Origin of the sequence: Photorhabdus aegyptia, from assembly GCF_000612035.1 — a bacterium.
Lineage (GTDB): Bacteria > Pseudomonadota > Gammaproteobacteria > Enterobacterales > Enterobacteriaceae > Photorhabdus > Photorhabdus akhurstii.
This window is the reverse complement of record NZ_JFGV01000079.1, coordinates 1-23,009: the sequence shown is the minus strand read 5'-3', so window position 1 is coordinate 23,009 and position 23,009 is coordinate 1. Positions and strand designations below refer to the sequence as shown.

The 23,009-nt window shown below is 41.7% G+C and carries 24 protein-coding genes; 18 read left to right on the top strand and 6 right to left on the bottom strand.

Annotated features, from left to right (window positions below; translation table 11 throughout):
- The first annotated feature begins 389 nt into the window (after positions 1-389).
- The 10 genes from BA1DRAFT_RS19115 (at position 390) to BA1DRAFT_RS19070 (ending at position 9,021) form a co-directional block, all read left to right on the top strand.
- A complete protein-coding gene (locus BA1DRAFT_RS19115) occupies positions 390-1,562 on the top strand; it encodes a phage tail sheath protein (RefSeq protein WP_036782415.1) in 1,173 nt (390 codons plus the stop codon).
- A 10-nt stretch (positions 1,563-1,572) separates the two neighbouring features.
- Entirely contained in the window at positions 1,573-2,088 is a 516-nt protein-coding gene (locus BA1DRAFT_RS19110) for a phage major tail tube protein (protein WP_036782412.1), read from the top strand.
- Between the two features lie 26 nt (positions 2,089-2,114).
- Complete coding sequence (locus BA1DRAFT_RS19105; RefSeq protein WP_036782409.1) at positions 2,115-2,432, top strand: phage tail assembly protein; 318 nt, start codon at positions 2,115-2,117, stop codon at positions 2,430-2,432.
- A gap of 14 nt (positions 2,433-2,446) precedes the next feature.
- Complete coding sequence (locus tag BA1DRAFT_RS22360; RefSeq protein WP_200868805.1) at positions 2,447-2,566, top strand: GpE family phage tail protein; 120 nt, start codon at positions 2,447-2,449, stop codon at positions 2,564-2,566.
- Positions 2,559-4,985, top strand: a complete 2,427-nt coding sequence (locus BA1DRAFT_RS19100) for a phage tail tape measure protein (protein WP_235201170.1) — start codon at positions 2,559-2,561, stop codon at positions 4,983-4,985. The genes BA1DRAFT_RS22360 and BA1DRAFT_RS19100 overlap by 8 nt, the downstream gene beginning before the upstream one ends.
- Positions 4,986-4,987: 2 nt before the next feature.
- Positions 4,988-5,452: a phage tail protein gene (locus BA1DRAFT_RS19095; RefSeq protein WP_036782406.1), complete on the top strand. Its 465-nt coding sequence runs from the start codon at positions 4,988-4,990 to the stop codon at positions 5,450-5,452.
- Complete coding sequence (locus tag BA1DRAFT_RS19090) at positions 5,449-6,534, top strand: phage late control D family protein (protein WP_036782403.1); 1,086 nt, start codon at positions 5,449-5,451, stop codon at positions 6,532-6,534. Before BA1DRAFT_RS19095 ends, BA1DRAFT_RS19090 begins: the two co-directional genes overlap by 4 nt.
- 76 nt (positions 6,535-6,610) lie before the next feature.
- The gene (locus BA1DRAFT_RS19085) at positions 6,611-6,832 is read left to right on the top strand and encodes an ogr/Delta-like zinc finger family protein (protein ID WP_036782400.1); all 222 of its coding nucleotides are present in this window, start codon (positions 6,611-6,613) and stop codon (positions 6,830-6,832) included.
- A 203-nt stretch (positions 6,833-7,035) separates the two neighbouring features.
- Complete coding sequence (gene asd, locus BA1DRAFT_RS19080; protein ID WP_036782396.1) at positions 7,036-8,142, top strand: aspartate-semialdehyde dehydrogenase; 1,107 nt, start codon at positions 7,036-7,038, stop codon at positions 8,140-8,142.
- Positions 8,143-8,709: 567 nt separating this feature from the next.
- Positions 8,710-9,021: a hypothetical protein gene (locus BA1DRAFT_RS19070; protein WP_036782390.1), complete on the top strand. Its 312-nt coding sequence runs from the start codon at positions 8,710-8,712 to the stop codon at positions 9,019-9,021.
- A 548-nt stretch (positions 9,022-9,569) separates the two neighbouring features.
- On the opposite strand, the gene gyrB is transcribed toward BA1DRAFT_RS19070, so the two are convergent.
- The 4 genes from gyrB to dnaA are packed head-to-tail and all read right to left on the bottom strand — an operon-like array spanning position 9,570 to position 15,610.
- Positions 9,570-11,984 (bottom strand): DNA topoisomerase (ATP-hydrolyzing) subunit B, encoded by a 2,415-nt coding sequence (gene gyrB / locus BA1DRAFT_RS19065; protein ID WP_036782387.1) that lies wholly within the window; start codon positions 11,982-11,984, stop codon positions 9,570-9,572.
- A 19-nt stretch (positions 11,985-12,003) separates the two neighbouring features.
- Positions 12,004-13,095, bottom strand: a complete 1,092-nt coding sequence (gene recF / locus BA1DRAFT_RS19060; protein ID WP_036782384.1) for a DNA replication/repair protein RecF — start codon at positions 13,093-13,095, stop codon at positions 12,004-12,006.
- A 21-nt stretch (positions 13,096-13,116) separates the two neighbouring features.
- Positions 13,117-14,217 (bottom strand): DNA polymerase III subunit beta, encoded by a 1,101-nt coding sequence (gene dnaN, locus BA1DRAFT_RS19055; RefSeq protein ID WP_036782381.1) that lies wholly within the window; start codon positions 14,215-14,217, stop codon positions 13,117-13,119.
- A 4-nt stretch (positions 14,218-14,221) separates the two neighbouring features.
- Positions 14,222-15,610 (bottom strand): chromosomal replication initiator protein DnaA, encoded by a 1,389-nt coding sequence (gene dnaA / locus BA1DRAFT_RS19050; RefSeq protein ID WP_036782378.1) that lies wholly within the window; start codon positions 15,608-15,610, stop codon positions 14,222-14,224.
- Between the two features lie 693 nt (positions 15,611-16,303).
- Here dnaA and rpmH point away from each other — a divergent pair.
- From rpmH to BA1DRAFT_RS19015, 8 genes are all read left to right on the top strand, one after another.
- On the top strand, positions 16,304-16,444 hold the full coding sequence (rpmH, locus tag BA1DRAFT_RS19045) for a 50S ribosomal protein L34 (RefSeq protein WP_000831330.1): 141 nt from the start codon (positions 16,304-16,306) through the stop codon (positions 16,442-16,444).
- A 16-nt stretch (positions 16,445-16,460) separates the two neighbouring features.
- Positions 16,461-16,820: a ribonuclease P protein component gene (gene rnpA / locus BA1DRAFT_RS19040; RefSeq protein ID WP_071647078.1), complete on the top strand. Its 360-nt coding sequence runs from the start codon at positions 16,461-16,463 to the stop codon at positions 16,818-16,820.
- Positions 16,784-17,044 (top strand): membrane protein insertion efficiency factor YidD, encoded by a 261-nt coding sequence (gene yidD / locus BA1DRAFT_RS22355; RefSeq protein WP_071647079.1) that lies wholly within the window; start codon positions 16,784-16,786, stop codon positions 17,042-17,044. The genes rnpA and yidD overlap by 37 nt, the downstream gene beginning before the upstream one ends.
- Positions 17,045-17,046: 2 nt before the next feature.
- Complete coding sequence (gene yidC, locus BA1DRAFT_RS19035; RefSeq protein WP_036782366.1) at positions 17,047-18,687, top strand: membrane protein insertase YidC; 1,641 nt, start codon at positions 17,047-17,049, stop codon at positions 18,685-18,687.
- Positions 18,688-18,773: 86 nt separating this feature from the next.
- Positions 18,774-20,138, top strand: a complete 1,365-nt coding sequence (gene mnmE / locus BA1DRAFT_RS19030; RefSeq protein WP_036782424.1) for a tRNA uridine-5-carboxymethylaminomethyl(34) synthesis GTPase MnmE — start codon at positions 18,774-18,776, stop codon at positions 20,136-20,138.
- A gap of 84 nt (positions 20,139-20,222) precedes the next feature.
- Positions 20,223-20,456: a helix-turn-helix domain-containing protein gene (locus tag BA1DRAFT_RS19025; RefSeq protein ID WP_036782363.1), complete on the top strand. Its 234-nt coding sequence runs from the start codon at positions 20,223-20,225 to the stop codon at positions 20,454-20,456.
- Between the two features lie 153 nt (positions 20,457-20,609).
- The gene (locus BA1DRAFT_RS23630) at positions 20,610-21,482 is read left to right on the top strand and encodes a hypothetical protein (protein ID WP_200868804.1); all 873 of its coding nucleotides are present in this window, start codon (positions 20,610-20,612) and stop codon (positions 21,480-21,482) included.
- Positions 21,475-21,879 carry a DUF1240 domain-containing protein gene (locus tag BA1DRAFT_RS19015; RefSeq protein WP_235201168.1) on the top strand — a complete coding sequence of 135 codons (405 nt, stop codon included), beginning with the start codon at positions 21,475-21,477 and terminating at the stop codon, positions 21,877-21,879. The genes BA1DRAFT_RS23630 and BA1DRAFT_RS19015 overlap by 8 nt, the downstream gene beginning before the upstream one ends.
- Positions 21,880-21,916: 37 nt before the next feature.
- Here BA1DRAFT_RS19015 and BA1DRAFT_RS19010 read toward each other — a convergent pair whose 3' ends face one another.
- Both BA1DRAFT_RS19010 and BA1DRAFT_RS24725 read right to left on the bottom strand, forming a co-directional pair.
- Positions 21,917-22,396 (bottom strand): Hcp family type VI secretion system effector, encoded by a 480-nt coding sequence (locus BA1DRAFT_RS19010; RefSeq protein WP_036782360.1) that lies wholly within the window; start codon positions 22,394-22,396, stop codon positions 21,917-21,919.
- A gap of 229 nt (positions 22,397-22,625) precedes the next feature.
- A complete protein-coding gene (locus BA1DRAFT_RS24725; protein WP_420865159.1) occupies positions 22,626-22,793 on the bottom strand; it encodes a hypothetical protein in 168 nt (55 codons plus the stop codon).
- Positions 22,794-23,009: the final 216 nt, after the last annotated feature.

The window sequence follows — 23,009 nt, the reverse complement described above, 5'->3', positions numbered from 1 at the left end:
GGTGAAATTTCCGAAAGAATAGTTTCGTATTGGTACTAAGCGGGACTATATATGCCGAAGATTGGCTATATTCGGGTGTTAATAAATGACCAGAATTGTGGTTTACAGAGAAATGCGTTGATATGTATAAATTATAATCTATTTTGGTCGGTGGAATCTGTGAAAAAATAATCAATGAACAGAGCTAAAAGTTCACTCCAGAAGAAACAGATATTGATTTATAGAGGTTTCTTTTTCCACTCTCTATGAAGTACAAATAATTAAATTATTAGAAAAAATAATAAATTAAGCGACCTGATTTGTATCATCTCCCACACATTTCCCATCGAATGATTTAATAATTTGGATACTTCAACATAGCGGGACACCTTAACAGGAGAACCGCTAATATGGCACAAGATTATCATCACGGCGTCCGTGTACAGGAAATTAACGAAGGCACACGTACCATCACCACAGTTAGCACCGCTATTGTTGGTATGGTGTGTACTGGTCCTGAAGCAGACGAAAAAACTTTTCCACTAAACACTCCGGTCTTGATTACTGATGTTTCACTCGCCATTGGCAAAGCTGGTAAAACCGGTACATTGCCTCAGGCACTCAAAGCTATCTCAGACCAGTCTAAACCCGTTACTGTTGTTGTCCGTGTAGCACAAGGTGAAACGGAAGAGCAAACTACCAGCAACATCATTGGTACTACAACTAATGAAGGTAAGAAAACCGGTATACAGGCACTGTTGGCAGCACAAAGCCAATTAGGTGTGAAGCCACGTATTCTTGGGGTTCCTGGGCTGGATACGAAGGCTGTTGCTGTTGAGTTGGCGAGTATCGCGCAAAAACTGAGAGCAATGGCTTATATCAGCGCCTATGGTAGTAAGACCATCTCAGAAGTTATCGAATATCGCAAAAACTTCAGTCAGCGCGAATTAATGCTAATTTGGCCAGATTTCCTGAGTTGGGATACTGTTTCTAATAAAGAAACTATCGCCTATGCTACAGCTCGTGCACTAGGTTTGCGTGCAAAAATTGATGAAGAAACAGGTTGGCACAAAACACTGTCCAACATCGGTGTCAATGGTGTGACCGGTCTTTCAGCAGATGTATTCTGGGATCTTCAAGATCCAGCAACAGATTCAGGCCTGCTAAACCAAAATGGTATCACGACACTTATCCGTAAAAATGGCTTCCGTTTCTGGGGTTCCCGTACCTGCGCTGATGACCCATTGTTCCAGTTCGAAAGTTACACTCGTACTGCCCAAGTCTTAGCTGACACTATGGCAGAAGCACATATGTGGGCAATCGATAAGCCACTAACTCCTTCACTCGTACGAGACATTATCGAAGGTATCAATGCTAAGTTCCGCGAACTGAAATCTGGGGGCTACATTATTGACGGTCAATGTTGGTATGACGAAAACGCTAATGATAAAGACACCTTGAAAGCAGGGAAATTGACCCTCGATTACGACTATACACCTGTACCACCACTGGAAAACATGATGTTACGCCAGCGTATTACAGATCGTTACCTGATGGATTTCGCGAAAAGCATAAACGGCTAAGGGGAAACAGATGGCATTACCTCGCAAACTTAAATTCCTGAACTTGTTTAATGATGGCAATAGTTATCAGGGAATAGTGGAAGAACTTACTCTGCCTAAGCTGAGTCGTAAACTGGAAACCTATCGTGGCGGTGGTATGAACGGTAGCGCAACCGTGGACTTAGGCTTGGATGAAGGTGCATTGGACGTTGAATTTACTCTGGGAGGAATGGAAGCTCAACATTATCGGCAATGGGGTCTGACCAAAGCTGATGGCGTAATGTTGCGCTTTGCAGGCTCCTGCCAGCGCGATGATACCAGCGATGTGATTGCTGTTGAAATCGTGATGCGTGGCCGCTTCCATGAGTTTGACCACGGTACTTATAAGCAGGGAGATAATACTCAGACCAAAATAAGCGCTAAAAACACCTATTTCAAATTGACGTGGGATGGTGAAGTTCTGATCGAAGTGGATACCGTTAACATGGTTGAAGTCGTTAATGGTGAGGATCGCTTGGCAGATCATCGTCGCGCTATGGGTCTTTAATCTAATCGGATAAACAAGGTTGAACCATGACAGAAACACTAATTACTCAAAACGACGAGCAGCGCACAATCGTATTAGAAGAACCGCTTGCACGTGGTAGTAGCAACATCACTGAAGTGGTGGTGCGCAAACCGAACAGTGGCGCGCTGCGTGGTGCTCGGCTACAGGCTTTGCTGGAAATGGATGTGGACTCAATGATATTGGTTTTGCCACGCGTTACCATACCTGCGCTCACTAAAAGCGATCTGTTGTCAATGACGCCCGGCGATCTGATTAATCTCAGTGTTGAGGTGGTCAATTTTTTGTTACCGAAGTCGGCGAAGTCCGGTTTCCAGACCGACTAACCGTAGATGAATTGGTGGCAGATATTGCCACCGTTTTCCACTGGTCTCCGGCAGTGACAAATGAAATGTCACTACCGGAATTACTGGACTGGCGACATCGGGCCATCTTACGAAGTGGTGCAGAAAATGAGTAATACACAGTCACAGCTTAAATTGGTAATACAGTCCGTTAATAAGCTGACCAGCGCCTTGAAATCCGCACAGCGAAATAATAAAAGGTTGGCGGATTCTCTCCGGCAAAATCGTGATGAATTCAAGCGATTAAATCAGACTTATGAAGCAATTAAACCTTATTCTGCTCCTGAATATGCGCAGGAAACTGCGCATACCAGTAACAAAAAGGAAGAAAATCGCGGTGAAGGTCGTTATAGCAAAATCAAAGAGCTTCGTGACCGCGTTAGCCAATATGGTGCTAGTGCAAAATCAGCCGGTAGTAAGATACTGACAACCAGTAAAAACTTTTTGATGCCGGGTTATGATCTCAGTGCTCAAATGTCCAAAATTCAGGCACAAACTAATATTGAAAAAAATTCTCCTGAATACACTATGTTGCTCAATCAAAGTCGTGAGTTGAGCAAAAGTACAGGGATTCCTGCCAGCCAGATTGCACAGGGGCAGAGCCTGTATGCTTCCCAGGGGTATTCTCCTGACCAGATAAAGAATGTGATGCCAGGCGCGGTATTAATGTCGCAGGCAAGCGGTACAGATTTCGCCAATGTGGTTGATATTAGTACTAATGTACTGGAAGGGTTTAAATTACAATCTGAAGAGATGGGGCATGTTAGTGATGTTTTGACGGCAACGCTTATTGGTTCAAAAACAACGTTGGCGGGATTGGGTGATACCATGAAATCTGTCGCTCCAGCGGCTACTTCTTTGGGGGTTGATATTGAAACCGTTGCGGCTGCTACAAGAAAGCTAAGTGATGCCAATATCAAGGGAAGTGAAGCTGGAGAGGTTCTGAGTAGTGTACTAAGCCGGTTGGCTGAACCACCTAAAGCTGCTGCTGTCGCATTGAAACAATTAGATATTAAAACTCGTGATGCTAAAGGTAATTTACGGCAGTTACCTGATATTCTCGTTGAACTAGATGATAAAACCCGTTCAATGAGCGGTAAACAACGTACAAGTTATTTCACAGCAATTGGTGGTGAAAATGCTGCTCCTGCTTTGGATGTATTGGTAAATCAGGCAGGGCAGGGAGGATTGCAAGCGTTTATCTCTGAACTGAAAAATGTTCAAGGTGAATCCCAAAAAGTTGCCTTTGTAGTGACGAATAATCTCACTGGTGATATCCAAAAACTCAATGCCGCTTGGAGTAATCTAGGCGTTCAGATGTTTTCTGGCGTAGAAGGTCCTGCAAGAGAAGTCACTCAGCAAGTAACCAATGTAGTCAATAAAGTCAGTGAGTGGATGGAAGCCAATCCACGTTTGGCTGCAACGCTTGCGACTATTACGGTGGTAGTCGGAGGCATGTTAACTGTGTTTGGCGCATTGGCACAGGCGATCGCTTCGATATTGCTTCCATTAGCTGTAGCGAAATATAGTCTTACTTTCTTTGGTAGTACTGGTGTGAGAGCGCTCGGATTAGTCGGGAATGCTCTGAAAATGTTGGGTAGCACCATGATGATCGTCGGTCGTTTGATGATGGCTAACCCAATCCTCGCCATTGTTGGTGTAATTGCGATGGCTGCTGTTTATATTTGGCAAAATTGGGAAACATTGGGGCCGAAATTTTCTCAGCTTTGGGAAAATATTAAAATTAGCCTCAGTGAGAAATGGGAATCCATTAAACAGAGAGTTCTGCAAACTTGGGAAAGTATTAAAACTAATATTAGTAATGCCTGGGAATTAGTTAAACAGAATACATTGGATATCTGGGAGAATATTAAAATATCGATCTCGGATAAATGGAATGAAATTATTACTGACGTAATGAATCTACCTAGTAAATTTAAAGAGGTTGGCACAGCGATAATTAACAGTTTATTGGAGGGGATTAATGAAAAATGGGAAGCCCTGAAACAGAAACTGACTTCATTGTCTGAGTATCTCCCTGACTGGATGCGGTCAAAGGAAGATATTTCAAGAGATGCCAGTAATAATGTGAGTCCTAATGTTAATTCGGTTCTGCCCAAACATGACAAAGGGGGCATTATTCCGGCTGGTCGATTTGGTATTGTTGGTGAATATGGACCAGAGATTGTCACTGGCCCTGTTAATGTTATTAGCCGACGACAGACTGCTAAACTTGCTGCCGCTGCGGCATTTTCTTTAAGCGTAATGGCGCCTTCTACCGCCGCCAGAACCGCACCATTGCATGTTCAGAGTTTACCGGTTCATGCTTATCCTCAGATTCAGGAAAAGAAAACGGACAAACGTCAGGTGGTTGAATACCGCAGTGAATCGCCGGTCTATCATATAAATATCTATGGTGCGCCGGGGCAATCTGCGCAGGATATTGCAGCAGCGGTTAGGCGCGAATTGGATGATCGGGAACGTAAACAGCAGGCTCGTTTACGCAGTTCATTCTCTGATAGAGGAGAATTCTAATTATGATGGCTGCACTGGGTTTATTTGTTTTTATGTTGAAAACCACGCCATACCAGAGTATGCAATATACTCAGTCATGGCGACATGCTTTTAATAGCCGTATTGGGGTGCGGCCTGCCTGGCAATTTCTGGGGCCGGATAACGACACAATGACACTTTCCGGTTCGTTATATCCAGAAATTACTGGTGGCCGTTTATCATTGACGATACTACAAGTTATGGCTGACAGCGGTAAGGCTTGGTCTTTTATAGATGGCAGCGGCACGGTTTACGGTATGTTTGTCATTGAGAGTATCGACCAGACAAAAACTGAATTTATGTCGAATGGTTCTGCCCGCAAAATTGATTTCACGTTGACATTGAAGCGAGTAGATAGTTCTCTAAGTGAAATGTTCGGTGATCTTCAAGAACAGTTCTCTATGCTTACAGACAATTTGTCAAATAGAGTCAGAGAGGTATTGTCATGACGTCTGAATTTGGCAGGGGAACTGAAAAAGGCAATGCACCGGCATTTCTTTTGGAAATTGATAATAAAGATATCAGCGGGCGCATTCAATCGCGCCTGATATCACTAACAATGACAGATAATCGAGGTTTTGAAGCCGACCAGCTTGATATTGAACTGGATGATGCAGATGGAAGTTTGGTGCTACCTTCTAGAGGTAATGTGATTTCATTGGCGTTGGGATGGCGTGATCAACCACTGATTAGTAAAGGACGTTTTACTGTGGATGAAATTGGCCACAGTGGAGTACCGGATAAATTAACAATTCGTGCCCGTAGTGCTGATTTCCGTGAATCTCTCAATATGAGACGTGAAGAGTCTTATCATAAGAAAACGATAGGTGATATTGTCCATATTATCGCTGCTAGAAATAATCTTACTGCTGATTTACATCAGGATATTGCGAAGATATTTATTAACCATATTGATCAGACGAATGAGTCAGATGGTAGTTTTCTTACCCGCTTGGCAAGGCAGGAAGGGGCGATTGCTTCCGTAAAAAATGGTAAGTTGATATTTATCCGGCAAGGACAGAATAAAACAGCCAGTGGTGCGGTTATCCCTGCATTAGTGATTACACGTCGGTCAGGTGACAACCACAATTTTACTCTGTCTGATCGTGAGGCTTATACCGGCGTGGTAGCAAACTGGTTGGATGTCCGTAAACCGGAGAAAAAACATACCTTAACCGTTGAACGAAAAAATCAGGAAAATGCTGATAAATTAAAATCTTATTTGATCGGTAGTAAAGATAACGTATTAGAGCTTTCTCGTACTTATGCTGATGAGGTTAGTGCTAAACGTGCAGCAAAGGTTGCTTGGGAAAAAATGCAACGTGGAGCAGCGACGTTTTCGATTCAATTGGCTCAGGGGCGTGCAGATCTCTACCCTGAAATACCAATCAAGGTTACCGGTTTTAAACCAGAAATAGATGCTGCCGAATGGACATTAACGACAGTCACTCACACGGTGAATGGATCTGGTGGTGGTTTTACAACAGCACTGACTCTGGAATTAAAAATTGATGATCTCGATATGAAATAATTGTTCTTTAAGTGAGATCTCATTGCTATATTGTTCACATTATGAGAGTTCATGTTTTAGTTAAGGGTAAGAAAATATGATCAAGTGTCCTCTTTGTGGTAAAGCGGCTCATGCACGCAGCAGCTTTGAGCATTCCAGCCATACAAAAGAACGTTATAATCAATGTCAAAACATCAATTGTGGCGCAACTTTCGTTAGCCATGAAACGTTTGTCCGCTTTATTTCCAAACCTGGTGAAGTAATAAGTGTTAAGCCGCATCCCAAAGAAAAAACTAAAACTCAATTGAATGTGACTTGAAAATTAAAAGTTAATTGTAAATATTTGCCACCAACAGGTGGCTTTTTACTCGTATGCTCGATTTGTTATATATCTTGTTGCTGGCTACGTGCTAAATATCTTGTGAATTAGTTAATAAATTCACTTGCGTCCTTGGTCATATTTTGTCAGCTTTGGTGTAATCAGAATCACTGATCAACACTCACCAAAGTAGGATAATAATGATGAAAAATGTGGGCTTTATCGGCTGGCGCGGTATGGTCGGCTCAGTATTAATGCAGCGTATGATTGAAGAGCGGGATTTTGATGTTATTCGTCCGGTATTCTTCACGACATCACAGCACGGACAGCCAGCACCTGATTTTACTGGTCAGCAAGGTACGTTACAGAATGCTTTTGATATTGAAGCGCTTGGTGCTTTGGATATTATTATTAGCTGTCAGGGGGGAGATTATACGAATGAGATTTATCCAAAGTTAAGAGCAACAGGTTGGCAGGGATATTGGATTGATGCGGCGTCAGCGCTGCGTATGAATGATGATTCCATCATTATTCTAGATCCAGTTAACCATACGCATATTCAGCAAGGTCTTGATAAAGGCATAAAAACTTTTGTTGGTGGTAATTGTACTGTTAGCCTAATGTTGATGTCTTTGGGGGGCCTATTTGCTAATGATTTGGTTGAATGGGCTTCTGTTGCGACTTATCAGGCAGCTTCTGGTGCGGGCGCTCGTCATATGCGGGAATTGCTGGTTCAGATGGGAACTCTACATACTCAGGTAGCAAAAGAGCTGCAAGATCCGGCATCGGCTATTCTGGATATTGAAAGAAAAGTAACAGATTTCACCCGTAGCGGTGCTATGTCAACTGAGCAATTTGGCGTACCGTTGGCAGGTAGTTTGATTCCGTGGATTGATAAACAGCTTGATAATGGTCAAAGCCGTGAAGAGTGGAAAGGTCAGGCAGAAACCAACAAGATCCTCAATACCGGTAATAACATCATTACCGTTGATGGCTTGTGTGTACGTATCGGGGCGCTGCGTTGCCACAGTCAGGCATTTACTTTGAAATTGAAAAAAGATATTTCGATTCCTGAAATTGAGCAATTACTGGCTGCGCATAATGACTGGGTTCGTGTTATCCCAAATGATCGCGAATTAAGTATGCGCGAATTAACCCCGGCAGCCGTAACGGGAACGTTAAATACTCCTGTGGGGCGTTTACGTAAACTGAATATGGGCTCGGAGTATTTATCTGCTTTTACTGTCGGTGACCAATTGTTGTGGGGAGCCGCAGAGCCTCTGCGTCGTATGCTGCGTATCTTGGTTTAATTATTTTAATACATTTACTTATGTAAAAATCCACTCGTTGTTCGGGTGGATTTATTCATATAGCTATGTTCATTGTTTCTTTATTGGTTTATTTTTGTTATATTACATAAAATATTTTAATTATTTTTATCTAAATATACAGTAAATCGTTTTTATGGAGATAGTGGTTGATGGTATTGCTCTTCGGAATGTTTATAAGACAACAGAAGAAGAGAAATAATATGGGTCAGGAACTAATTATATCTACTCAATCATCTGATATGGATTTTTTATTATATTTTTTATTTATAATGGTTTTTTCTATGTTTTTTTTATTTATTAAAAAATACACGAAAAGTAAAAAGAGTATTTCTCTATTTATAATTAACCTTTTGTTTTTTTATTTTCTTTTTGTATAGATCAATTAATTATATCTAAATTTAGTTATTCCTTGATTCCACCATTTATATTTTTGAATTTAAATGATGAGGTAATAAGAGTAAGTGCGGTGATATTTTCAATTTTAATTATGATAATGTTCCCAAGGAAGTTTAAATGTTGACGATAAATTATTGGTGAAAAAGAATAATGGATTATGCCGAAATTATTATTTCTACTAAATCATCATGGCTGGATATATTATACTATTATGTTTTATCTCTTGTTATATTGTTTTTTCTATTTATTCTTAGGATAATAATAGAAGAAAAAAATAACAATATTATGGTTATTTTTGGTGTTATCTTGGTTCTTATATTATCTAGTGATCAATTAATTTTAACAGGATATGAGTACAATATACCCAAATTTATTAATTTTAAAAGCGAAAGTATAAAGATTGGTGGTTTTATATTTTCCTTATTGTATATTATTTTAATGCCAAGAAGATATTCTAGATGATTTTTCAAAGATATAATAAAATATCGGAATTAATTTAGTTACTGGACTAATTGTTGATAACGCTACAGCTCTGAGTATTTATCAGCTAGAAAAGGAAAAATAATTATGGACTATATAGATGTTACAATTTCCACTCAATCTACTTGGCAGGATATTTTACTGTACTATTTTTTATCTTTGGTAATATTATTTTTTACTTCTTATTGTTAAAGTTATTATAGAGAAAAGAGAGAGTTATATTCTCTCTGTTTTTTCATTCTTTATAATAGTCATGTTTGGAACTGCTCAATTGTTTATTGTTAAATATGATGGTTATCATGAAATTATATCGATGTTTATTAATTTAAATAGTGAGGTAATTAGAGTAGGTAGTGTGATATTTTCTATTTTATATGCTTGTATGTTACCAAGAAAATATAAAAATTAGTTTTAAGTTATACCTTGTAAAATCATAAAATAAATTACACTTTATCTATTGGAAATAACAGATAAAAAAACGCCCATAGAGAATCAATATGAGCGCTTTTTTAAATTGATAATAATATCAATTAGATATCAATATTGGCTGCTTTCAGGGCATTCTCTTCAATAAATGCTCGGCGAGGTTCAACAGCATCACCCATTAGAGTTGTAAACAGTTGGTCAGTTGCAATGGCATCTTTTACTGTCACACGCATCATGCGGCGAGTTTCCGGGTTCATGGTCGTTTCCCATAACTGTTCAGGGTTCATTTCTCCCAAACCTTTATAACGCTGTATAGACAACCCACGGCGTGACTCTTTAGTCAACCAGTTTAACGCTTGTTCAAAGCTGCTAACCGGTTGACGTCGTTCACCACGTTCGATATAAGCGCTTTCTTCGATCAAGTTGCGAAGTTTGTCGCCTAGCAGAGTAATACGATGATATTCGCCGCCGTGGACAAAATCGAAGTCCAATAGATAATCAGTATCAACACCGTGTGTACGAACACACAGCACCGGTTCGTACATTTGGCGCTCACGATTTTCATGGAGGCGATAACTGTAGCTGCTGCCGTTTTGTTCACTGTCATTCAGGCGAGTGACCAGCATTTCAATCCATTCTTCAACTTTCGCCTTATCAGACAATGCTTCTTCGGTCAGCTTCGGATGATAAATTAGGCTATTCAATAAACTTAGCGGATACAGACGTTCCATGCGTTTAATGATTTTTTGGACACCATTAAATTCAGTCACTAGTTTTTCCAGTGGCTCGCCTCTCAGGGCTGGCGCGTGCTCATTGGTGTAAAGTGCAGCGCCGTCTAATGCAATGGATAACTGGTACTCATCCATTGCTTCATCATCTTTAATATATTGTTCTTGTTTGCCTTTTTTGACTTTATACAGCGGTGGTTGAGCAATAAATACATGACCACGCTCAATGATTTCTGGCATTTGACGATAAAAGAAAGTCAGCAATAGAGTACGAATATGAGAACCATCGACGTCCGCATCCGTCATGATGATAATGCTGTGGTAACGCAGCTTATCTGGATTGTATTCGTCACGGCCAATACCACAGCCCAATGCGGTGATCAGGGTTGCCACTTCCTGGGAAGAGAGCATTTTATCGAAACGCGCTTTTTCGACATTCAGGATTTTGCCTTTTAGCGGCAAAATTGCCTGATTTTTGCGGTTACGGCCCTGTTTTGCCGAGCCACCCGCAGAGTCCCCTTCCACTAAGTAGAGTTCAGAGAGTGCCGGATCACGTTCCTGACAATCAGCCAGTTTGCCTGGCAGTCCAGCCAGATCAAGAGCCCCTTTACGGCGCGTCATTTCTCGCGCTTTACGGGCTGCTTCACGAGCGCGAGCAGCATCAATAATTTTACTGACGACAGTTTTAGCGTCGTTTGGATTTTCCAGCAGATACTCCACCAGCTTCTCATTCATCAACGTTTCAACCGCAGTTTTCACTTCGGAGGAGACGAGTTTGTCTTTAGTCTGAGAAGAGAATTTTGGATCAGGCACTTTAACGGAAATAACGGCAACTAAACCTTCACGAGCATCATCACCCGTAGCGCTGACTTTGGATTTCTTGTTGTACCCTTCTTTATCCATGTAACTATTAAGGGTACGTGTCATCGCAGTACGGAAGCCAACTAAGTGAGTTCCCCCATCGCGTTGTGGGATGTTATTGGTGAAGCAGTAAATATTTTCCTGGAAACCATCATTCCATTGCATTGAAATTTCAACGCCGATGCCATCTTTTTCTGTAGAAAAATAGAAAACATTTGGATGAATGGGGGTTTTGTTTTTATTTAGAAACTCAACAAACGCTTTAATGCCACCTTCATAATGGAAGTGGTCTTCCGTATTAGTGCGTTTATCAATAAGGCGGATGGATACACCGGAATTTAGGAAGGATAATTCACGCAAGCGTTTAGCCAGAATGTCATGCTGAAATTCTGTGTTATTACGGAAAGTATCCATGCTCGGCCAGAAACGGACACGGGTACCTGTCTGTTCTGTTTCTCCAACGACTTTCAGTGGGCTTTGTGGTACGCCAAGGTGATAAGTCTGTTCATGAACTTTGCCGTCACGGCGGATAACCAATTCCAGCTTTTCAGACAAGGCGTTAACAACAGAAACCCCTACGCCGTGCAAACCGCCGGAGACTTTATAAGAGTTATCATCGAATTTACCCCCCGCATGCAGCACGGTCATAATAACTTCGGCTGCTGAAACACCTTCTTCTTCGTGTATGCCGGTAGGAATACCGCGGCCATCATCCTGTACGGAGACTGAGTTATCTGCATGGATAGTAACGATAACTTCATTACAATGACCTGCGAGGGCTTCGTCGATAGCGTTGTCGACAACCTCGAAGACCATGTGGTGTAAGCCGGTACCATCGTCTGTATCACCGATATACATGCCCGGACGTTTACGCACCGCATCCAGCCCTTTTAATACCTTGATACTTGAGGAGTCATATGTATTCGACATCAACGTTTCTCGCTCATTTTTAATCCTGTGGTTGAACCTCTATTTTGCCATTTTCCACGCGAAACATCTTGCTATTTCCATCAAGCATGTCTGTTATTTGGTCGGGATTTATCGCACTGACAAATACCTGAGCTTGCGTGGATTTTAGACGAGCGGCCAGCAACTGACGGCGGCCGGTATCCAGTTCGGAGGCAAAATCATCAAGCAGATACAGACATTGTTGTCCGCTCTGTCGGGTGAAATATTCACCCTGTGCTAGCCGCAGTGCGCACATCAGTAACTTTAATTGACCGCGGGATAGCATATCTTCTACTGGCGTTCCTTCCGCACGAATGCGCAGATCTGCCTTATGTGGGCCGGAAGCTGTATAGGTTAACGTTCTGTCGCGCTCAAATTGGCGCTCCAGTAATTCAGCATAATCACTCTCTTTGTCCCATCCCTGTTGAAAAGAGAAACTTAATGTAAATTCGGGTAAGAATTGCTTACAGGTATCCGTAATATCCTGAGTGATGTTTGCAACATATTCACCACGCCACTGATTTATTTGGTTAGCGAGTGGCGCCAATTCCTGATCCCAAGGCCGTATCTGGCTGTAGCGGGTAACTTGTCGTAGTGCTGCATTGCGTTGTTTGAGTAGCCGTTTTAAGTTTACCCATGCAGAAAAAAAGCGTGGCTCATTGTGAAAGCAACCCCAGTCAATAAAGGCCCGTCGATACTTTGGCCCGCCATTTAACAGGGTAAACCCTTCTGGGGTAATAAGCTGCATAGGTAACATCTTAGCTAGTTCGGCAATTTTACAGCCATCACTACCATCAATTCTGACTTTACTGTCGCCATGACGGTTTTTACTCAGACCGATAGACCGTTCTCGCTCGTTCTCTTGTTGTCTTAACCGCCCGTGCAGAACGAATTCATCACAGTCATGACGGATTATCCGCCCTGTCTGAATGCTACGAAAAGCGCGTCCATGACCTAGCGTATAAATCGCTTCCAATACGCTGGTTTTGCCGCTGCCATTAGATCCAACCAGAAAATTAAATCCGGTAGCTAGAGGCAAATCAGCGGCGGCGATATTACGAAAATCGCGGATAAGTAAACGCGTGAGAGTCATATACCTGAAATATAAATCCGGTTACAGGCGCATTGGCATCACGACATAAGCCGCATTGTGGCTGGCACAGTCTTCTATCTGAACACTGGAAATAGCATCAGTCAGTAATAAACGAACCTCTTCACATCTTAATGTATTAAGTACATCTAGCACGTAACTGACATTAAAGCCTATTTCCATTTCAGTACCTTGGTAGCTGACATCGACAATCTCTTCGGCTTCTTCCTGCTCAGGGTTATTAGCTGTGATTTTTAGCTGGTTTTCACTGAAATAGAGGCGAACTCCGCGGAATTTCTCGTTAGAGAGAATTGCTGCGCGTGAAAAAGCTTGTTTCAGCATATCGCAATTAGCTTCCAGGGTTTTATCCGGGTTCTTTGGCAATACGCGGCGATAATCAGGGAAACGCCCATCCACCAATTTAGAAGTAAAAATAAAGTCGCCAACGTGGGCACGGATATTGTTACTGCCGATTTGTAACTGTAGCGGAGTATCGCCGCCATCCAGCAATCTCATGAGTTCAATCACGCCTTTACGTGGCACGATAACCGAATGGGAAGGCAACTTTTGACCAATTCCCATGGAACAGACTGCCAGACGGTGACCATCGGTTGCAACTGTACGCAATTCTTCTCCTTCGGTTTCAAACAACATACCGTTGAGATAATAGCGGACATCCTGGTGAGCCATTGAGAATTGAGTTGATTCAATAAGGCGTTTCAGTGTGGCCTGTGGCAGTGAAAACTCCACTTCACTTTGCCAGTCATCAAGATTTGGAAAATCAGAAGCGGGCAATGTGGAGAGCGAGAAACGGCTGCGGCCAGAACGCACCAATAAGCGGTCGCCATCCAGTTCTACACTGATTTCGGCTCCGTCTGGCAGACCTCGCCAGATATCAAAGAATTTACGTGCCGGTACCGTGGTTGCACCTTCTGCGTGTGGCAATGAAAGCGTGACTCTTGCCATCATTTCCATTTCTAAATCTGTGCCGGTCAGCAACAGGGAACCTTCTGTAACCTGTAGTAATAAATTACCAAGAATAGGTAGAGTAGGGCGCCCACTCAGCGGGCTACTGACCTGTTGCAGTGGTTTTAACAATTGCTCACGTTCAATGATAAATTTCATAGCACTAGGAAGACAATGTTCTGATTAAGTTAGAAAAATCCTCTTTGATGTCGTGACTTTCTTCACGCAGTTGTTCGATCTTACGACAAGCATGCAACACAGTTGTGTGGTCACGTCCACCAAAGGCATCCCCGATTTCAGGCAAGCTGTGGTTGGTTAACTCTTTTGCCAGCGCCATTGCCATTTGCCTTGGACGGGCAACGGAACGGGAGCGCCGTTTGGAAAGTAAATCGGCCACCTTGATTTTATAATACTCAGCGACTGTTTTCTGAATATTATCAATGGTAACCAGTTTTTCTTGCAGTGCTAATAAGTCACGTAATGCTTCACGTACAAAATCAATAGTAATCGCTCGACCGGTAAAATTGGCATTCGCTATTACCCTGTTCAATGCCCCTTCAAGTTCACGGACGTTAGAACGCAGACGTTTGGCTATAAAGAAAGCAACTTCTCCAGGCAACTGGATTTCGTTTTCGTCTGCCTTTTTCATCAAGATAGCGACACGAGTTTCGAGTTCCGGTGGTTCAATGGCAACGGTTAGTCCCCAGCCAAAGCGAGATTTTAACCGATCTTCTACCCCATTGATCTCTTTTGGATAGCGATCTGATGTCAGAATAATCTGTTGATTACCTTCCAGTAATGCGTTGAATGTATGGAAGAACTCTTCTTGAGAGCGTTCTTTATTGGCAAAAAACTGAATATCATCGATCAGCAATGCGTCGACAGAGCGGTAATAGCGTTTGAACTCTTCTATTGCATTATTTTGTAATGCTTTGACCATATCCTGAACGAAACGTTCAGAATGCATATAAACCACCTTGGCATTTGCCTTACGTGCCATAATGCTGTTGCCTACGGCATGTAATAGATGGGTTTTACCTAAACCCGTACCACCATAAAGAAATAGTGGATTATAAGCACCGCCGGGATTATCAGCGACCTGTCTTGCCGCAGCGCGAGCAAGTTGGTTGGATTTACCTTCAACGAAGTTATCGAAAGTATGTTTCGGGTTAACGTTAGAGCGATAAGATAGCTCTGGTTGTACCGCGGTGTTATCCCAACTGGGGCGTACTGATGTGTTTTGTGGTGCGGGTGCAACCGGCGCGTGAGCAACAACCCTTTGTGGCGGGCTATCATTTTGGGAAATGGGTTTATTGCCAACTTCAAAACGTAATAATGGTACTTCTGCTCCACAGAAGTCATTCAACAACCCATTGATGTTGTTGATATACTTCTCTCTTACCCAATCCAGAACGAATCGATTTGGGGCATAAAGCGCCAGAGTGTTACCACTTAGCTCTGCCTGAAGGGGGCGTATCCACATACTGAATTCTGTGGCAGGTAATTCATCCTGCAATCGGGCAAGACATTGCTGCCAAAGCGAAAGTGACACGGTGGACTCCCCTAAAACAAGGCCAATTAACAATTAAAGAAATCGGAGTGGTTAGCTCATTATATTGGGTACAAAACAACGACTCCTCTAAGGTGAGGATGGATCAGTTGTCATGTGTATGGCGATTTTTAATGTCATCGCTCCCCCCATGATCCGAGGATAAGATCCAAATCATGGCTGGGGATCATAGCGCAAAAGACGATATAGATCTTCATTCTTTTACACAGTTTAAGCGCTTTTTATCCACAGGATAAAATTGTCTGTGAAATATAGGGCTGTAAAGGGGTTGTAGTGGAGTTATGGTAGTTGTCAAATGCAGATCGAGAATAAGCTGATATTTAAAGTAAAATCGGACCAAGGATCATAGCAGAAAACGAAGATCTGCCGGTGATCGTTGCGCTTTGTTCAGTAGTCCGTATAATGTTGCACCCTATGTGCGATACCAGAGTTTTTTACCGATAATTCTTAGTGAAGGGTTCTGGTGTACGCATGGGCAGAGTGTTGGTAAACATCCAACTCAGTAGAAAAGCCGGCCGACTTTGTGTTATGTAAATTGACTCAGAGCTGTACATTTTATTACAATCCCGCTTCTTTTATATTGATGTTGCGATTGAGGCATCGGTGTCTATATGCTCACTGGCTGCCAACGCGTTTACTGAATCAGTAATAATCTTAAGTTAGGTAGAAATCGCTATGAAACGCACTTTCCAACCATCCGTACTGAAGCGTAACCGTTCTCACGGCTTCCGCGCTCGTATGGCTACCAAAAATGGTCGTCAGGTTCTGGCTCGCCGTCGTGCAAAAGGCCGTGCTCGTCTGACCGTTTCTAAGTAATAAAGCTAACCATCTAGTGGTTACGCTCGCTTTTCCGAGGGAGTTACGCTTGTTAACTCCCAAGCATTTCACTTATGTTTTCCAGCAACCTCAACGGGCAAGTTCGCCAGAGATTACTATCCTTGGCCGCCTTAACGAGCTGGGGCATCCCCGCATCGGTCTTACTATAGCCAAGAAAAATGTTAAACGTGCCCATGAGCGTAACCGGATTAAGCGGTTGGCCCGTGAAAGCTTCCGTTTAAACCAACATCAGTTGCCTCCTATGGATTTTGTGGTATTGGTTAAGAAAGGCGTTGCTGAGCTTGATAACCGTGCGTTAACGGAAGCTTTGGGTAAATTATGGCGTCGTCACTGTCGCTTGGCTCGCGCTTCCTGATCGGATTAATCCGAGGATATCAGTTGGTCATAAGCCCGCTGTTGGGACCCCGTTGTCGCTTTAATCCTACATGCTCTCAATATGGCATTGAGGCATTATGCCGATTTGGGGTGATAAAAGGCGGTTGGTTAACGGTGAAACGCGTATTAAAATGCCACCCTTTACATGAAGGTGGTGATGATCCTGTCCCACCCGTAAAAAACAACGATAACAGAGAACACTAACGATGGATTCGCAACGTAATCTTCTTCTCATCGCTTTGCTGTTCGTTTCTTTCTTGGTCTGGCAAGCATGGGAAGCAGATAAAAATCCGCAGCCAACAACAGTACAGGCCACGCAACAAACGGATATGCCGAGCAGTGAGAATCAGGCTGTACCAGGCAGTGGAAAAGGTAAACTTATCACAGTTAAAACTGATGTGCTCTCTTTGACCATCAATACTCGTGGCGGTGATATCGAAGAGGCTGACCTGTTAGCCTATCCTGATACCCTAGGTTCAAACCAACCATTCAAGCTGTTGGAAACAACATCTGCTTTCACTTATCAAGCACAAAGTGGATTAACGGGGAAAGATGGCCCAGATAATCCGCTGAATAGTGAACGCCCGCTGTATACCGCAGCACAGGATAGCTATATATTGGCTGATGGGCAGGATGAATTGCGTATCCCGATGAATTTCGTCACTAAAGATGGCATTGTTTATGTTAAAACGTTTGTCCTGAAACGTGGTGAATACGCGATTAGTGTGGATTACCATATTAATAACACGACGGAAAAACCGTTACAGATGACCTTTTTTGGTCAGTTGAAACAGAGTGTTGAACTGCCAAAGCATCGTGATACAGGCAGCAGTAACTTCGCACTGCATACTTACCGTGGCGCGGCCTATTCTTCAGACGATACCAAATACAAAAAATATAGCTTTAGCGATATTGAAGGTGAACCTTTATCCGTGGCCACCAAAGGTGGTTGGATTGCCATGTTGCAGCAATATTTTGCTACCGCTTGGGTTCCCGCGGCAAATGAAACTAGTACTTTCTACACAGCCGCATTAGGTAAAGAGATGGCTGCGATTGGCTATAAGAGTGCGCCAATCTCTGTTGCGGCTAATAGTGAGAAAACGATCTCCTCTACATTGTGGGTTGGCCCGGAAATTCAAGATGAGATGGCCGCTGTAGCGCCTCATCTGGATCTGTCCGTAGACTATGGTTGGTTGTGGTTTATCTCTCAGCCATTATTTAAACTATTGAAGTTCCTGCATGGTTTTATTGGTAACTGGGGCTTCTCCATCATCGTTATTACCTTTATTGTGCGTGGTATCATGTACCCGTTGACCAAAGCACAATACACGTCAATGGCGAAAATGCGTCTGTTACAGCCTAAATTGGCGGCTATGCGTGAGCGTATTGGTGATGATAAACAGCGTATGAGCCAGGAAATGATGGCGTTATATAAAGCAGAGAAAGTGAACCCACTGGGTGGTTGTTTGCCTCTGTTGATCCAGATGCCAATCTTCCTTGCTTTATATTACATGTTGATGGGTTCTGTTGAATTGCGTCATGCGCCATTCGCGGGTTGGATTAATGACTTGTCTGCGCAAGATCCTTATTACATCCTGCCGTTGCTGATGGGCGTAACAATGTTCATCATCCAGAAAATGTCTCCGACGACAATTACTGATCCGATGCAACAGAAGATTATGACTTATATGCCGGTCATATTTACCATATTCTTCCTGTGGTTCCCATCAGGTCTGGTTCTGTACTATATCGTCAGTAACCTGGTGACAATTATCCAGCAGCAATTAATTTATCGTGGGCTGGAAAAACGCGGCTTGCATAGTCGTGAGAAAAAGCCAGCGAAATAAAACATAGCTTCAGCCAGAATGAATACATGCTGGCCGTTATAACAGAAAAGGCGGTCAATGACCGCCTTAACTATTTGGGTGAAAAAATGAATACCACGGATACGATTGTTGCTCAGGCTACCCCGCCAGGACGAGGAGGGGTTGGCATTTTGCGTGTTTCCGGCCCGAAAGCTGCACAGGTAGCCGAGGTGGTATTAGGTAAATTACCCAAACCCCGTTATGCAGATTATCTGCCATTTCGTGATGTGGATGGCCGGGTACTTGATCAGGGGATTGCTATTTACTTTCCGGGGCCGAATTCCTTTACCGGAGAAGATGTACTGGAGCTTCAAGGGCATGGTGGGCCGGTTATTCTCGATTTGCTGCTTAAACGTATTCTGACTCTGCCAGGTGTGCGAATCGCTAACCCAGGCGAGTTTTCTGAACGCGCTTTTCTTAATGACAAACTGGATTTAGCTCAGGCGGAAGCCATTGCTGACCTGATCGATGCCAGTTCGGAGCAAGCAGCCCGTTCAGCGATGAATTCCTTACAGGGCGCTTTTTCTACTCAAGTTCACCAAATGGTGGAAGCACTTACTCACCTACGAATCTATGTAGAAGCGGCTATTGATTTTCCAGATGAAGAGATTGATTTCCTTTCTGATGGGAAAATCGAGGCCAAGTTGGATGACGTGATGGCTGAGCTTGAGCATGTACGTTCTCAGGCTCGTCAGGGCAGCCTTTTGCGTGAGGGGATGAAAGTTGTTATCGCCGGTCGCCCTAATGCGGGGAAATCCAGCCTGCTTAATGCATTAGCAGGCCGTGAAGCGGCGATTGTGACGGATATCGCAGGTACAACTCGTGATGTGCTGCGTGAACATATCCATATTGACGGTATGCCGTTGCATATCATTGATACAGCGGGTTTGCGTGAAGCCAGTGACGAAGTTGAGCGTATTGGTATTGAGCGTGCCTGGCAGGAAATTGAGCAGGCTGATCGGGTACTGTTTATGGTAGATAGCACGACAACGAATGCGATTGAACCTGTGGAAATCTGGCCTGAATTTATGGCTCGCCTGCCTAAATCGCTCCCTATCACAGTCGTTCGTAATAAGACAGATATGACCGATGAAGAGACAAGTATTGCAGAAGTAAGTGGTTACTCGCTCATTCGACTTTCTGCCCGTAGTGGTGAAGGCATCGATTTATTGCGCGATCATCTGAAAGAAACGATGGGTTTTAGCAGTAATACCGAAGGCGGTTTCTTGGCTCGTCGTCGTCATTTACAAGCATTAAATACCGCAGCGGAACATTTACAACAGGGCCATGAACAATTGGTGATTGCCCGTTCAGGTGAATTGCTGGCAGAAGAGTTGCGTCTGGCGCAGCAGGCATTGAGTGAGATCACGGGTGAGCTTACTTCCGATGATCTGTTAGGAAGGATTTTTTCGAGTTTTTGTATTGGGAAGTAAGTGGGTAAAAGGCAGAAGTGAAGTTTTTTTACCTGTCATAGCGTGTAACAATGAGGTTAACTGTTCAAATTGGTTGACCTCAATATGAAAGTGACTAACTCGAAACAACTTAGCGTATATTTAAAAGATATCAGGCTTACTCAAAAACTTTCTCAGGGCAAAGTGGCAAGCAGAGTGGGTATTCGGCAGGACACGGTATCAAGCTTTGAGCTGCACCCAGATTCTACCAAGCTGGAGACCTTCTTTAAGATTATGTCGGCGTTGAATTTAGAACTCGATATTCGGCCAAGAAACGTTGCTGAACGGTTATTAGGTTGAAGTGTTCGCCAAAGCCAATACTGGCTCCCACCATTAATAGGGAAACTTGATCCAGCTCCCAATAATTCAGAAAAATTAAAGAAAAAATAGCTAAGTCCGATAAAATATGAATTAAAATTTCAATAAGCTATATAATACAGATGGAGTTATAAGATGAAGTATGATCCACGGTTAAAAACATTTGTTGATAATGATTACAGATTAGAAGATCATCTTGATTTTAAGAAGCAAATAGAAGAACAAAAATATAACCGTATGCTATTGGAATTGGAACATCAATTTAAACTAAACCAAGAAGTTATTGCTTTATTGACAAAAGATGAAGCTATAGATTATATGAAAACACTAGATCATAATTTCTATAATTCATGGAAAAATAATATTAAAACCTTTTATTCATATGCTGATCCAGTTTCATCATTTGCTGGTAATATCCATGATTCTTTTGGGGTGGAAAGAATAGTAAATGATTTAAGAAGTTTCGGTGTGGAAGCAACAGAGTATTTTGGTAAGGATGGAAGAAGATATATAAAGTTATCAGGTTACCCTGGTGTAAGAAACTATTTAAACGCTACAAGATATCTTGCTAATAATCCACGTATAGTGTCTTTTGGGGTAGGTACGCTAGGTATTGAGGCTGGAATTGCCCAAGGCGCTAGATTCGGTATAGTATTCTCAGCCGCATATAGACTAGTTGAGTTAATATTCAAAGATGAATATGGATTGGTTGATTTATTCGTTAATTTAACAATGGATGGTGCAAAATTAGCTATCTCAATAGGTATTGCTACGGCTGCTAATACTCTAATCGTTTCTCCACTTTTAGCTGTAGGGGGAAGTCTTATGCTTGTAGCTCTTGGCGTTTTTGCGATTGGGTTTTTAACTTCTCTTGCTTTATATTGGTTAGATGACCACTTTAAAATTAGTGAAACGATAATTAAAAATATAAAAAATAAAAAAACAAATCCGACACCATACCATCCGGATCAGTTTTTTAATATGTGGGGTAGATTTAGCCGTGGATAATATAAATGAAAATAAAGCAAAACTATATTCTGGAATTTTATTGCTTCTTTTTATGGCAGTGTTATCTATATTTTTTTCATTGAATGATTATATCGATTTTTTTAAGCATGATAGTGTTATTATATTCTCATGGAAAAGCGCGGGAGCTATTTGGTTTAGTCCTGTGTTGATTTATATTTCTTTTATTTTATATAGAATATCATTGGGTAAGGTGAAACGTCTTAATAGTAAAATTGGGGATTATATTTCATGTGTATCGATAATTGGGTTTATTCTTACCTTATTTGTATCTTTTTATGTTGATGATGAGTTAAAATTGGAAGGGTATGTAACATGTAGTAAATCATCATGGATGGCACCAAATAAGTATGTTAAGGATATTTCTTTTTGTCACTAAGCATATATTTTTATATGCTTAGTGTTTTATTTTTTATTTAATAATTTCTATCTTCCCATATGCTATAAGCAGATGTGCCGGCTGTTATATGATTCCATGAGATGGATTTATAGTTGAGTGAAACTCTTTCATATGGCATGGCATCAAAATCATTTATAGAATGCGGGTATATACAAGAAATATCTGTGATAGTGGCTTCAGTGATTTTTACTTCATAGAATAATTCCAGTTGTCCAGCTTGACTTGTTCTGTAAAAAACAAAAGCACCATTTAGAGATTCGTTTGAATCTATTGCCATAGCTAATAATGGTGATGATTTATCTACTGGTTTAATGAATTGTATTGGCTGGTGACTGACATTCTGCTGGCGCGTTATTGTGTGGTTTAAACTCAGTACTTGTATTTGGTTTTCGTGGCCATTTTGATACCTGTTTCCTATTGAATCTAGGGTTGAACACCCAGCAGAGATCAGCCCTTGTTTTTTGCCATTCAAAGACAAATAAATCATGTATGACATAAAATTACCATCCTAATTTTTTACAATTCAACCTAATAAATATAATAAGTTAAGTATATACCCTAACATATAAGTAAAAATTACAATAGTAATATAAATCAAGAAATAGAAATATAAAATGTTGTTTGTTAATTTTATTAAATTTGAACGTAAAAAAGGTGATTTAAATCACCTTTTTTATTTGGCTGTCTTCTTTCAATTTGAAATGTAAAGAGACAACGAGATAACATTACGACCATCTAAGGTTACTTTTTTGGTTTAATTCTTTAGTGGTTGGTTTTAAAATAAACTTATTCGAATCTCTAAATTGTAAATATTTCTCTTCAGTTCCGAACATGGTTCTAAAGTCACTAAAGCTAACAAATCCGTCCCCTATTTCGAGTTTTTGTATTGGCAAGTAAGTGAGTAAAGGGCAGAAGTGGAACTTTTTACCGGTTATAACAGGTAAAGTTATATTTACCGTCTATAGCGTGTAAAAATTGATTTACCTGTCATAGCGTGTAACAATGAAGTTAACAGTTCAAATTGGTTGACCTCAATATGAAAGTGACTAACTCGAAACAACTTAGCGTATATTTAAAAGATATCAGGCTTACTCAAAAACTTTCTCAGG